Origin of the sequence: Tardiphaga sp. P9-11, assembly GCF_008329525.1 — a bacterium.
GTDB lineage: Bacteria > Pseudomonadota > Alphaproteobacteria > Rhizobiales > Xanthobacteraceae > Tardiphaga.
Genome location: NZ_NPKQ01000003.1, coordinates 539,833 through 552,288, shown reverse-complemented (window position 1 = coordinate 552,288; position 12,456 = coordinate 539,833). Strand labels below are relative to the sequence as shown.

14 protein-coding genes are annotated in these 12,456 nt (G+C 60.6%); 6 read left to right on the top strand and 8 right to left on the bottom strand.

Annotation, left to right across the window (positions count from 1 at the left end):
• Nucleotides 1-198 (top strand): hypothetical protein (locus CIW50_RS29375; RefSeq protein WP_207105015.1); only part of this gene is annotated, 198 nt, incomplete at its 5' end.
• 1,229 nt (nucleotides 199-1,427) lie between these two features.
• The gene (locus CIW50_RS15325; RefSeq protein WP_149532068.1) at nucleotides 1,428-2,255 is read left to right on the top strand and encodes an NAD-dependent protein deacetylase; all 828 of its coding nucleotides are present in this window, start codon (nucleotides 1,428-1,430) and stop codon (nucleotides 2,253-2,255) included.
• Between the two features lie 16 nt (nucleotides 2,256-2,271).
• Here CIW50_RS15325 and CIW50_RS15320 read toward each other — a convergent pair whose 3' ends face one another.
• The gene (locus CIW50_RS15320; RefSeq protein WP_092139391.1) at nucleotides 2,272-2,493 is read right to left on the bottom strand and encodes a hypothetical protein; all 222 of its coding nucleotides are present in this window, start codon (nucleotides 2,491-2,493) and stop codon (nucleotides 2,272-2,274) included.
• Nucleotides 2,494-2,812: 319 nt separating this feature from the next.
• On the opposite strand from CIW50_RS15320, the gene CIW50_RS15315 reads away from it, so the two are divergent.
• The gene (locus CIW50_RS15315; protein ID WP_149532067.1) at nucleotides 2,813-3,691 is read left to right on the top strand and encodes a putative bifunctional lysylphosphatidylglycerol flippase/synthetase; all 879 of its coding nucleotides are present in this window, start codon (nucleotides 2,813-2,815) and stop codon (nucleotides 3,689-3,691) included.
• 2 nt (nucleotides 3,692-3,693) lie between these two features.
• On the opposite strand, the gene CIW50_RS15310 is transcribed toward CIW50_RS15315, so the two are convergent.
• On the bottom strand, nucleotides 3,694-4,386 hold the full coding sequence (locus CIW50_RS15310) for a class I SAM-dependent methyltransferase (RefSeq protein ID WP_149532066.1): 693 nt from the start codon (nucleotides 4,384-4,386) through the stop codon (nucleotides 3,694-3,696).
• 169 nt (nucleotides 4,387-4,555) lie between these two features.
• Here CIW50_RS15310 and CIW50_RS15305 point away from each other — a divergent pair, with 169 nt between their 5' ends.
• Complete coding sequence (locus tag CIW50_RS15305) at nucleotides 4,556-5,764, top strand: BtaA family protein (RefSeq protein ID WP_149532065.1); 1,209 nt, start codon at nucleotides 4,556-4,558, stop codon at nucleotides 5,762-5,764.
• Nucleotides 5,765-5,822: 58 nt separating this feature from the next.
• Here CIW50_RS15305 and CIW50_RS15300 read toward each other — a convergent pair whose 3' ends face one another.
• From CIW50_RS15300 to CIW50_RS15280, 5 genes are all read right to left on the bottom strand, one after another.
• Complete coding sequence (locus CIW50_RS15300) at nucleotides 5,823-6,530, bottom strand: ABC transporter ATP-binding protein (protein ID WP_089262171.1); 708 nt, start codon at nucleotides 6,528-6,530, stop codon at nucleotides 5,823-5,825.
• Nucleotides 6,517-7,278 carry an ABC transporter ATP-binding protein gene (locus CIW50_RS15295; protein WP_149532064.1) on the bottom strand — a complete coding sequence of 254 codons (762 nt, stop codon included), beginning with the start codon at nucleotides 7,276-7,278 and terminating at the stop codon, nucleotides 6,517-6,519. Before CIW50_RS15295 ends, CIW50_RS15300 begins: the two co-directional genes overlap by 14 nt.
• Entirely contained in the window at nucleotides 7,275-8,204 is a 930-nt protein-coding gene (locus CIW50_RS15290) for a branched-chain amino acid ABC transporter permease (protein ID WP_149532063.1), read from the bottom strand. Before CIW50_RS15290 ends, CIW50_RS15295 begins: the two co-directional genes overlap by 4 nt.
• 1 nt (nucleotide 8,205) lies before the next feature.
• Nucleotides 8,206-9,060 carry a branched-chain amino acid ABC transporter permease gene (locus CIW50_RS15285; protein WP_149532062.1) on the bottom strand — a complete coding sequence of 285 codons (855 nt, stop codon included), beginning with the start codon at nucleotides 9,058-9,060 and terminating at the stop codon, nucleotides 8,206-8,208.
• A gap of 129 nt (nucleotides 9,061-9,189) precedes the next feature.
• The gene (locus tag CIW50_RS15280) at nucleotides 9,190-10,413 is read right to left on the bottom strand and encodes an ABC transporter substrate-binding protein (RefSeq protein ID WP_149532061.1); all 1,224 of its coding nucleotides are present in this window, start codon (nucleotides 10,411-10,413) and stop codon (nucleotides 9,190-9,192) included.
• A gap of 265 nt (nucleotides 10,414-10,678) precedes the next feature.
• Here CIW50_RS15280 and CIW50_RS15275 point away from each other — a divergent pair, with 265 nt between their 5' ends.
• The gene (locus CIW50_RS15275; protein ID WP_149532060.1) at nucleotides 10,679-11,092 is read left to right on the top strand and encodes a VOC family protein; all 414 of its coding nucleotides are present in this window, start codon (nucleotides 10,679-10,681) and stop codon (nucleotides 11,090-11,092) included.
• A gap of 313 nt (nucleotides 11,093-11,405) precedes the next feature.
• On the opposite strand, the gene CIW50_RS15270 is transcribed toward CIW50_RS15275, so the two are convergent.
• Entirely contained in the window at nucleotides 11,406-11,813 is a 408-nt protein-coding gene (locus tag CIW50_RS15270) for a hypothetical protein (protein WP_149532059.1), read from the bottom strand.
• A 230-nt stretch (nucleotides 11,814-12,043) separates the two neighbouring features.
• Here CIW50_RS15270 and CIW50_RS15265 point away from each other — a divergent pair, with 230 nt between their 5' ends.
• Nucleotides 12,044-12,445, top strand: coding sequence for a hypothetical protein (locus tag CIW50_RS15265; protein ID WP_149532058.1), 402 nt, complete (start codon nucleotides 12,044-12,046; stop codon nucleotides 12,443-12,445).
• The last annotated feature ends 11 nt before the right edge of the window (nucleotides 12,446-12,456 follow it).

Genomic DNA, 12,456 nt, shown 5'->3' with positions numbered 1-12,456 from the left:
CCGTGGCCGCCCACAGCCACCGCAAAAGCGTGCATCCAATTGCATCGTGAATCCGCAATACGCGCATTGGTTCGCGGTATCGTCCAGCAGGTTGTGCCCTTCTTTGGATGCCACCTTTCACCCTTTCTGGTGGAGCAGCAATCTATCCAATTGCGCGATCATGGCAATGTCGGGAGCTATGTCTATGTCTCAGGCTAGGGTGAGCGCGGTGTGATCTGGAAGGCATCGGCCAGTTGCGCCTATTACCAATCGGACGGTTCGATATCACCGCTGTATCAGCACCTGACGTTTACCGGCACAAGCTCCTGTTCGCGCGCCCCGACCAGCATGTCGCGTGGCGTGGCGACCAGATCCCTGCGGATCCGGAGGCGCTTGTCAACGCAATCCGAGGGGCAGGCAACATCCACGCCACTGAGTGACCGCTATTGGCGCATCGGACCCCCCTGGTAGATAAACGTCCCTTGCACGCAATACGGGGCGCCGACGTTCCACGCAGGTGTGCGACCCTGATCTGCGTCACCGACGATCACACGCCCCGTGGTACCACGCACAATGCGCCTTCAGCTTCGCACTGGAGACGTCACGACCTTGCCGACTGCAATTGAGATCGCTTCGATCTCAGGCAATACACCCTCGATCAGTCCGCCAGCCCCGTGGCCAAGCGCATGCCTCACTACGAGCGTGACGATTACACGAACCTCGGCGGTTGTGAGTGAAGCTCGTTCGGGAGATTTGGACTCGAGTTAAGCTGATAGAATGTCGGTCTCGATGTGCTCGGCGTCAAGCTCGCTGCCCTTGATCTGGCTCCGTAGCGCCCTCGCAGCTGCTTCTTGATTCGCGTCACAGCCATTGCAAGATCTGGGTAATGTCGGCGTTCGGTGGCATTTGTCAGCGCGGACCAATTGCCATCCCCGACTGGAATAATCGCAATCCGGGTATTGGGGAAGTTAGAGCCTGCAAGCTTCTCGTGAAAGAGCCAGATCAGCTCGTCGGCGGTCGCATTCTTTTTGGGCATGAAGTTCGGAAGTCTGGGAGCGTCCCAATGGACCGAGGCGACTGCCGCCGTTCTCTCTGAGAACGGCGCAACGAATCGGGTGAAACGACCGTGAACAAAACGTGGCGGCAGCACCTGTCACAGCGAGAAAAATCAATAACTTAAAGGATGTACACTGCGTTCGGGACCCAGGGGTCGCAGGTTCGAATCCTGCCACTCCGACCATAATTTCAATGGCTTAGCGCTCACTGGCAGCGCCCCCATAGGCCAGAATCTCCCGATTTTCATCGGGAAACGACCAGTGACCAGCGATGTCCGACGCGGCAGCGTGATCGCGCGGTGGAATCGCCGAGCTCCACCCCCACATATGCAGTCCCATGCGTCGCGCCGGCGCGCGCTTGGGATCATTTCTCGCCGAGATAAGCCTTCCCTGATGACCCGACCCAATGCCCTCCGCGATTTCGTCGATCGCCATGAACGTCTTTTTGTCCTGACCGGTGCGGGCTGCAGCACCAATTCCGGCATCCCCGATTATCGCGACACCGATGGGAACTGGAAGCGGACGCAGCCCGTGACCTTTCAGGCCTTCATGGGCGAGGAATTGACGCGCCAGCGCTATTGGGCGCGCAGTCTCATTGGCTGGCGGCGATTTGGCCAGGCGCGGCCGAACGATGCGCATCGCGCGTTGGTGGGCCTCGAGAAGCTCGGTAAATGCGAGATGCTGCTTACGCAGAATGTCGATCGTCTGCATCAGGCCGCTGGCAGCAAGAAGGTCATCGACCTCCATGGCCGACTTGATCTCGTTCGGTGCATGGGCTGCGAACGCCGGATCCAGCGCGATGACTTCCAGCGCGAGATGGGCCGCTTGAACACAGGTTGGCTGGATCTCGATGCGGCCGTTGCGCCCGATGGCGATGCCGATCTGGAGGGCGTCGATTTCGCATCCTTTGTCGTGCCGGCCTGCGAGATCTGCGGCGGCATCCTCAAGCCGGATGTCGTGTTCTTCGGCGAGAACGTGCCGCGTGAATTCGTCGATGCCGCGCTCGGTCACCTGCAGAAGGCCGACGCCATGCTGATCGCCGGTTCGTCTTTGATGGTCTATTCCGGCTTTCGCTTCGTGCAAGCGGCGGTGTGCGCGGAGATTCCGATTGCCGCGGTCAATCTCGGCCGCACGCGCGCCGACGAGTTTCTCAGCTTCAAAGTCGAAGATCGCTGCGAGGACGCGCTCGCATTTTTGCTTCAGCGGGCCGATGCGCCCTGACGGCGAAAGCCTCGGTTCAGGCCGCCAGATCCCACAGTCGCGGACAGCCGCGCAGAACCACGGCGCGGCCCGTGGGTGTCAGCGCCGGATCAGTGTCCGATAGCGCAACCAGCCCCATCGCAACCAGCTGATCGAGAACGTAACGGTTCAGCTTGGCCGGTGGCAGGATCGCGGGGCGAAGCATCCGCAATGTGTCCCACTGGTTTTCGGTGAGCTGATATTCGGTCTCGGTCGACATGGTGTCCTGCTTGGATGAATCAGTGCATTCAGTGCGCATGGCTTACGGAACCCGCATGACCTTGATGCGACATGGCGGGGCGAAATCTGGAAATCACCGGATTGTTGGATGACGCCAAAACGCTGCTTTTGCGCAGCTGTCACATGGACGTGCAACAGAACGCGCGAACACATGCGCGAATCATGGCGTGCTCAGACCTAATGAAAAGTAGAACAATGTGCCACCCGCATTGAAAAATATCATGCAGCTGATGCGTACGCGCCTCAGCTGGAGGTGGCTTGGCGCGCTCTTTAGCATAGCAATTGCTACGATTGCGTTTATGGCGCTGACTAGGGCGCTCAAGGGCGTGGATTTCGCCCACGTACTGCCTGCCATGCAAATGGTACCGCCGGGCAGCATCGCGCTCGCGCTGGTGTTGGTGGCGATCTCCTATGGCAGCCTGACGCTGTATGACTGGCTGGCCCTGCAGATGATCGGACGGGGGGACATTCCCTTCAGGATTGCAGCGCTGGCCAATTTCACCAGCTATCCGATTTCACACGGAACCGGCGCCGTGCTGCTGGTGTCATCGGCGGTGCGCTACCGAATCTATGCACCGCACGGCATCGGTCCTGCCGGCGTCGCCCGCATCTGCTTCCTGACGGGTCTGACCTTCTGGCTCGGCAATCTCACCGCGCTGGCGCTCAGCACCTTGCACGAGCCGGGCGCCATCAGCCGGATCGATCAGCTCTCGCCCGAGGTCAACCGGTTCATCGCGGTGGCCATTCTGGCGGGCATCATCGCCTATGTCAGCTGGACGTGGAACGGTATGCGGACACTCGGCGGTCGCAACTGGTCGGTGCCGGTGCCGAGCGGTCGCAACGTGTTCTTCCAGATCGGCATCGGTCTCGTCGATCTCGGAGCCGCGGCGCTGGCGATGTATGTGCTGATCCCCGAGACGATGGATGTCGGCGTCGCGCAGGTGATCGTCGTCTTCATCGCCGCTACGCTGTTGGGGTTCGCCAGCCATGCACCCGCCGGCATCGGCGTGTTTGATGCGACAATTCTGGTCGGGCTTGGCGGCGAACATACCGAGCAGCTACTGGCTGTGCTGCTGCTGTTCCGGCTGTTCTATCACCTGATCCCGTTCGTGCTGTCGCTGACGCTGTTCGGCGCCGTCGAAGCCTATCGGAACGTGAACAGACGCAAACTCGCCTGAATTTACTTCGGCAGCGTCAACACCGCAGACTGCGCGTAGCCGCGGAACGGGCGATTGAAATCGAGATTGGCGTGATGACGCTCCGCGAGCGCCTTCAGCACGTCGAGAAGCTCGCGGCGCGGCGTCACGTCGAACAGCGTCAGCCAGCGCAACAGCAGCTTGCTCGCGATCTTCGGTAGCCGCTCCTGATGGCCGAAATCGACAATGTGTAGTTTCCCGCCGGGTTTGAGCTGGGAGACAGCATGATCGAGCACATCCTGCCAGCTCGGAATCATCGAGAGGCTGTAGGAAATCATGACGTGATCGAATGACGGAACGGCGAAAATGCGCGCCGGATTGAAATTCGTCGCATCGCCATGGGCGACGCGGACGGTATCCGTGAGATCATTGCGGGCGATCGAGGCAATCGCTGTGGTCAGCATCTCGGTCGAAATATCGATGCCGTAGAATATCGCTTGTGGATATTTGCGGGCGGCCTGAACGAGGTTGCGACCGGTACCGCAGCCGATCTCCAGTACCGTCGCACCCGGCGCGGGTGCCAGTTCAGCGATGAGCTGGTCACGGCCGAGAAGATAGTACCGGCGCGTCGCGTCATAGATGAAGCGCTGCCAGCGATACATCCGGTTCATGCGATGCGTGGCTTCGTTCGACCATGCGGGCTGACCGCCGTCTTCGTATTCGGAGACAATCGTCATGGCGCACCTCGTCGCATCCGGATGAGCGATCCATTTCATCGCAACACGACAGCGGTGTGACAGTAGTTTCGTCGCGAGAATCGGCCGAAATTTAGAATGACTGTCGCAAAACCGCAGTCTGCGCTTGATAAAAATTTCAGATTGTCGATTCGAAGGGTCCAAGAAGCCGATGAATACGCATCTGATCGCCGACGCCGTTCGCAATAGCCGTGGTCGCGAGGAAACGACGATTTGGGACAGGCTGTTCGCCTTCTGGTTCCGTCGGCTGGTCTATACCCAGATCTGGGAAGATCCCGAGGCGGATATGGCGGCGCTGAAACTGGCGCCTGGTTCGACGATTGTCACCATCTCCAGCGGCGGCTGTAACGCGCTGTCCTATCTGTCGGCGAAGCCCGAGCACGTCTACGCGGTCGATCTGAATGAAGCGCATCTATCGCTGCTCAAGCTCAAGCTTGCCGGCTTGCGCGCACTGCCGAACTATCAAGACTTCTGGAAATTCTTCGGCGAAGGCGCCTCGGACACCAATGTCGGACTGTATCGCGAGCGGCTGCGCCCGCTGCTCGATGCCGACGCGCGTGGCTATTGGGACGAGCGCGATATCCAGGGCCGCCCACGCTACGGTTACTTCAGCGACGGCTTCTATCGTCATGGCGCGCTTGGCCGGTTCATCGGCTTCGCGCATACCCTGGCGAAACTTGCCCGGATCGATCTCAAGGCTCTGCTGCATGAAGATGCGCAGTCGCCGGCGCGCAAGCGCGCGCTGGAACGCCTGCACTGGCTGTTCCACTCCCGGCTGGCCCGCCTGATGACGAAGACGCCTGCTTTGCTGTTCAGCCTCGGCATCCCGCCGCAGCAGCGCACGCTGCTGGGTGGCAACCAGCCGCTTAACGAAGTGCTGCATCAACGTCTGCTCGCTCTGATCGACGTGCATCCGAACGCCCACAACTATTTCGCCTGGCAGGCGCTGAGCCGCAGTTATGTCGGCCCCGGCGATAAATGCCTGCCGCTCTATCTGCAACAGAGCCGTTACGCCGACACAGCAAGCCGTGCGGCCTTGGTCACGCCGGTCCACGTCAATCTGCGCGTGTTCATTGAGAGCCTGCCGGCTCGCCAGATCGATGCGGTTGTGCTCTTGGATTCGCAGGACTGGATGGCGCCGGATGAAATCCGTGCGCTGTGGGACGCGATCGACCGCGCCGGCAAGGATGGCATCCGCGTGATCTTCCGCACCGCCGGAGCTGAATCGCCGCTGGACGATCCGGAGCATGCGTCGCTGCGTCAGACATGGCAGCGCGATGAGGCGCGCAGTGTTGAAGGTCTGGCTGCAGATCGCTCGGGCATCTATGGCGGATTTCATCTGTATACGCGGAAGGCGTAAGCGCTGTGAGTCACCTCTCCCCGCTGGGGAGCGGTGACTCACACTGTCCGGCGGGCAGCTACACGCCCAGATAAATCTGCTGGATATACTTGTCGCCAGCAATCTCTGCGGACGTTCCCTCACGGATTGTCCGCCCATGTTCCAGCACATAGACCCGATCCGCGATCCGCAACGTCGATGTCGCGTCCTGTTCGACGATCAGGATCGCAGTGCCGTCTCTCCGGATCTGCTGGATCGAGTCGAAGATCAGCCCCTTCAGCCGCGGCGCGATGCCGACCGAGGGCTCATCCAGAAGCAGTAGCTCGGGTCGGCCCATCAGCGCACGGCCGATGGCCACCATCTGCTGTTCGCCGCCGGACAGCGTGCTCGACTGCTGCCATTGCCGTTCGCGCAGCACCGGGAATAGCGTGAAGACGCGCTCCAGGTCCTTCTCGACGTCGGCATTATTCTTGCGGAGGTAAGCGCCGAGCTGCAGGTTCTTCAGCACCGAGAGTTCCGAGAACAGCTTGCGCCCCTCGGGACAGTGGCAGATGCCCTTGGCGACGACGTTATAAGGCTCGATCGGATGCAGCGACGCATCCTTGAAATTCAGCGTCCCCTGGGAAGCAATGCTGCGCGAGATGGCCTTCAGCAGTGTGGTCTTACCGGCGCCGTTGGGGCCGAGCACGCCGATCAGCTCGCCCTTCTCGACCCTGATGGAAACGGATTCGATCGCCAGCGCCTTGCCATAGCTGACCTTGAGATCGGCGACTTCAAGCAGAGGCATGGGCTTCCTCCGTCTTGCCGATATAGGCTTCGATCACCTTCTCGTTCTTCACGATCTCTTCCGGTGGGCCGACGGCGATGATCTCACCGAAATTCATCGCGATCACGCGCGACACCAGCGCCATGAATTCGCGTAGCTTGTGCTCGATCAGAAGGATGGTCAGGTTCTCCTCGCGGTGCAGCCGGCGAATCAATTGCGCCAATTGTTCGATCTCGCTGCTCCCGAGGCCCGCGAAGGGTTCGTCGAGCAGTAACAGGTCCGGTCGGGTCGCCAACGCGCGGGCGATCTCGAGCCGCCGGAGGTCGCCGTAAGGCAGCGTCTCGACCGGCTCCTTGTCGCGCCCGCCGAGGCCGACCTGCGCGAGCAGATAGCTGGCGCGCTCCTCCTTGTTCTTGTCCTCGCTGGCGCGCGGCGACATGCAGGCGACCAGCACGTTCTCCAGGAGGTTCATGCCGACGAAGGGCCGCGTGAGCTGGAAGGTGCGCGCCATGCCGCGATTGACGACCTTATAGGGGGCGAGTTCTCGGACGAGATCGCCGTTGAAATGGATCGTGCCTGATGTCGGCTGCATGAAGCCGGTGAGGATGTTGAACAAGGTCGTCTTGCCGGCGCCGTTGGGGCCGAGAATGCCGGTGAATTCACCCTTCTTGAGCGTGAAGCTGGCGTTCTTGACGGCAGTGAGGCCGCCGAAGCGTTTGGTCACGCCATCTACTTTGAGCAAGTCGTGGACTTCCAGCGGATCAGTCATCGCAGGCGCTCCGTCAGCCGGCGCCAGAGCGGCGCGATCAGTCCATTGGGCAGGAAGAACAGGATCAGCATCAGCGTGAGCGTGTAGATCCAGAGGCGATACTCGCCGAAGCCGCGCAACATCTCGGTGAGCAGCGTCAGCAGGATCGCGGCCACGGCAGCCCCATAGATCGAGCCGATGCCGCCGACATAGACCATGATGATGACCGTGATGGAGACCACGACAGAGAATAGTGGCGGCGAGACCTGCAACTGGTAATGCGCATAGAGCGCGCCGCCCAGGCCTGCGAAGCCCGCGGATATCATCAGCGACACGATCTTGTAGAAGGTGACATTGATGCCGGCGGCCTGGCAGGTCGCCTCGTCGCCGCGGATCGCGCGTAACAGCAGGCCCCAATGGGACCGGGCCAGCAGGGTCAGTGTGATCACGGTGACCGCGAGAATCGCCAGCACGAACCAGTAGTAATGCAGCGGATTCTTCATGAGGGGATCGAGGCCGTAGATACCTTCCTCGCCGCCGGTATATTCCCAGAAGATCAGGCACAGCCGCTGCAGGATGGCCGAAGCGGAGAGCATCGCCAGCGCGAAGTAAGGTCCACGCAGCCGCAGCGTCGGGAAGCCGACCAGCAGGCTGAAGGCGATGGCGATCACCACGCCGAGCGGCAGGCTGACCCAGGGATTGGCCGACCAGATCGAGGACAGGAAGCCGGCAGTATAGGCGCCGGCGCCTATGAACAGCGAGTGGCCGAAGTTCTCGCGCCCCGTGAGGCCGGACATGAAGTCCCAGCTTGAGGCCCAGATGCCGTAGATCACGCAGACGGTGAGCACGCCGGTGAGATAGTTGCTGGCGGCGAACATGGGCAGCAGAGCGAGAAAGGCGACGACGAGGATGCCGCCTGCGATGTCGATGGGGGCGATGCGTTTCATGTCAGAATGCCGCCCGTCGCCCGAGTAGTCCCGACGGCCGTATCATCAGCGTGATGACGACGGCGACCAGCGACACCAGCTCGGTCCATGACGACGAGATCAGATAGGCGACGATGGTCTCGGAATAGCCGAGGATCAACGACGCGATGATGCTGCCGGGGATCGAGCCAAGCCCGCCGACGATGACGATGGCAAAGGCCTTCACCATCGGCAGCAGGCCCATGGTCGGCTGTACCGTGAGGAACGGCGACACCAGTACGCCGGCCAGCGCCGCGGTGCCGGCGGAGATCGCCATCACGATGGAAAAGATGCGGTTGGTCGGGATGCCCATATACTGCGCGGCTTCCGGATCTTGCGACACCGCGAGGATGGCGGCGCCGAGCCGGGTGCGCTGGATGAACAGCCAGAGGCCGAGCAGCACGAGGACGCCAGCAACGAGTGCCAGCAAGCGTTGGCCGGAAATATCCACGCCGCCGATCGAGAGCTTGTCAGCCACGAAAGAAGGAACGTTGCGATATTCGGATCCGAAGGTGATGAACAGCGCCTGTTCGACAGCGAGCGAGACGGCGAGGGTGATCATCAGTACGGCGAGCTGTGAGGAGCGCAGCGGGCGCACCAGAAATCGCTCCATCATCACGCCGAAGCCGGCAACGATCAGCACCGCCAGTGGAGCGGCGATGAACAACGGAACGCCAAGCAGCGAGGTGAGGACATAGGCCGCGTAGGCGCCGAGTGCGTAGAACGAGCCATGGGCGAGATTGAGGATGCGAGCGACGCCGAAGATCAGGGTGAAACCAACGGCGAGCATCGCATAGATGGCGCTGGAGACCGCGCCGTAGATTAGAATCTGAAGCATGAGAACCCGCTGTTGAGGACCGGACAGAAGAAGGCGAACGCCTGAAGGTTCGCGCCTTCCTTTTTCCGGCCGGCGAAAGGATCGCCGGCCGTGCGGTTACGCTGCGATCATAAAATCGCGATCAACAGGTCAGTTGCTCATCCAGGGCGGAGCGATCATCGGGCCGGTGGCGGCTTCCTTCGGCCACACCACGACACGTGCACCATCCTTCTGCCACTGCACAAACAGCAGGTTCTGCAGGCCGGGCCCGGTCTTCACGTCATGCAGTTCGTCGAAGACAAGTTTGCCCGCGATACCGACATGGTCGGTCTTTTCGAGCTCCTTAATGACCGCATCGGGTTCGACGGAGTTGGCGCGCTTGACGGCGTCTGCATAGACGTAGACGGAGTCATATGCGCCGATACCTGTATAGACAGGCGCTGTGCCGAAGCGCTTCACGAATTCATCCCAGAACGGAATGGTCTTTGGTGTAAGCGGCGCGCGGATCGCGAACATGCCGACGGTTTCGGCATTTGCCTTGCCGCTGACGCGGGTGAAGAAGTCGGCGTCCTGGCTCTTCACGTCGATGCCGCCGATCGGGATCGGCACCTGCGCGTCATGCCACTGCTTGACGAAGATGTCCGAAGAGGCATGCGAAAGCACGACGATCAGATACTGCGCACCTGAATTCTTCACTTTGGCGAACAGCGGCGAGAAGTCTGAGGTCGAGGTGTCGAAGAATTCCGCCAGCGTCACGTCGGTGCCGCCGTCGGTTGCGCCCTTTTTCAGGATCGGAACGAGATCCTGCACCCATTTGGCGTTCTCGCCGACAATGGCGATCTTCTTCAGGCCCATTTCGCCCTTCAGCTTGCCGTTGATGAAGTCGACCAGCGCGCGGGCCTGGTGGGCGGCGTTGATCGGGAAGGCGCGGAAGATGTATTTGTAATTATCGTAGTCGGACTTCACCTTGGCGGTGATCGCCGGCGATGCAGCACCGACGCCGATATAGATCGTCTTGGCGTTGGAGATGTGGGGCAGCTGGGCCAGCGTCACGCCTGACGTATAACCGCCGATCAGCACATTTACTTTGTCGTCTGCCGTGAGCTTCTTGATCGCAGCGATGCCCTGTTCGGGATTCTCTGTCTCGTCGGCGACAACCATTTCGAGCTTGCGGCCGAGCAACCCGCCCTTGGCATTGATCTCTTCGATCGCCAGCTTGGCGGCGTTCTGGGTGTCGCGGCCGACCTGCAGCTGGACTGAAGTCGGAATTCCGATCTTGATCGGTGCTTGCTGGGCAGATGCCGGAGCAGTGGAAGCAAGGGCGCCAGCAACAATCATACTCGCAGCCGCAAGCGGTCTCAGAAATGAGTCCATGGTGTCTCTCCCTAGGTGCATCTGGGTCGTTGCCCGATGCTTTTTGTGTGACGTCAGACTGCCAAGTGCGGCGAGAGCAAGTCAAGGAAGATTGCGCACAGCAACACTGTGTCGCGGATTAAATTGCGAGCATTCGCAACGCGTACTTCTGCTGCGTTGCGGTGACGCGCATGCGCAATTTGCCCTGCAGTTGTAGATGCGCAGCCAGCTGTGCGAGGCTTGATGCTGATAGATCATCTCGCCGGATGAGCATGGAGAAGCCGGGATGGATGAACAGGGTGCAGACACCAAGTCAGCCTTTCAAGCCATTCGCGCCATCGACTACACGGTCATCTTCGTCCGTAACATGGACGCGATGCGTCGCTTCTACGAGACGGTGCTCGGCTTTTCGCTGCAGCGCGTGCTGTCGTCCGGCTGGATAGAATTTCGCATCGGCTGCAACACGTTAGCTCTGGCCATACCAAGCCGCACCGCGTCGGATCATCCGGTCCCGGTTGGCGGTGCAGCACTTCAGCTTGCCTTTAAGGTTTCCGCTGCGGAAGTCGATGCCTGTGCCAAGGAGTTGGCGCGGAAAGGTATCGACCTTGTGTTACCGCCGACCGATCAATCCTTCGGACACCGCACGCTGTTCTTTCGCGATCCCGATGGAAATCTGCTCGAGGTGTTCGCCGATATCTAGGTGTCACAGCTGTTCTGCACGTTATCGGGCGCACGCAGGCGCAACATGACGCAGGTCGCGTGACGCGCTGCGATCACGCATTGTGTGGTCGGAATTGTCTGCCAAGGGGTGGGACCGCCGACGCAGGTAATAACGGCGGTCCCGTGCCGAGCATTGAAATTAGGAGTTGGAAAGCGACTTCCGGACTCCACTGCGCGACGCGTTTGACGGTATCGCAGCCCGGGTTCGTCGCAACTTAAACCAAATCTTAACCTAACCGATTAGGCTTACCTGGCCGGCTTTTCGGGCAATTTCGGCGAGGTTGGAGAATAATCTACTCCCTAGCCCGGGCCAGCAGTGCAATATCGTTGGCATTGGCACAATAGTTCTCGTAATTCGCCGCCGCCGTCTTGGCCGCGAGGTCGGTGCCGCAGGCCCGTTTGTGCGCGCAACTGGTGCAGGCGTGGCGCATCTCCATCATGTCAGGCGGCCGGATCTTCGCAATGGCGGTCTCGTCAAAACCGAGCGCACGGAGCAGCTGCGGCAACTCCTCCGCACCGTTCACGCCTCTGCGTACGATCGCATCGAGATCGCTTGGCGCAAGGCCAAGCTCATGGGCCATGCGCTTGAACTCGCCGCTGTCCAGCGCACCGAGTTCGTGGAGCTGGCGGCGCTGGATCAACCAGTCGCCAATGCGTTCGATGAGATTGCTGACGACGGGATAGGGCTGGACGGATGTCATGGCGGTCTCCGCTGAAAAATGTGATCGAGCAGAGGGTCTACGCGGCAGCGCGGCGTTGCATTGTGATGGATCAATCAGAGACGGGGGCCGTAGGTGGTTAGTCTTACCGCCAGAAATGCCTGCGCTGCAGGCACTTCCGGCGGAAACACAGGGCTGGATTCAGCGTTATCTGTGCTTAGGTTAGGGACATTGTTAGTCCAGAAGCCGGGAACCGGCCTCAGGAGGCGTAAATGAGTTTGAGACATCTGATTGCGGCTTTGACCGGTATTGCTCTGCTGGCGAGTTTTGGCGCCGCGCAGGCTGATACTTACAAGCCCGGCGAGTTCTTGCTGCTTGACCTGCAAAGGGCCGTACTGTCGCCAAAACTGCTTGGTCCGCCTGCGTCGTTTGAGCAGGTGCAGATACAGGCCAAGACTGATGTGAAGGCCGATGCAAAGACGAATGTGAAAGCTGATCCGGTGAAGGCTGCGCCGCGTGTTGCGCGTGGGCAGGCTGGGAAGCCCGTGGCGCAGCGCGCCGCCGCCCAGAAGAAACTCGCGCGTCGCGGCAATCCGCTCGATGCCAACGCGGCGGATACGCGGGTGCAAGTCTGGCCGTGCCGCAGCGGCGGTATCTGTAGTTGGCGGAAATGAAAAAGGCGGCG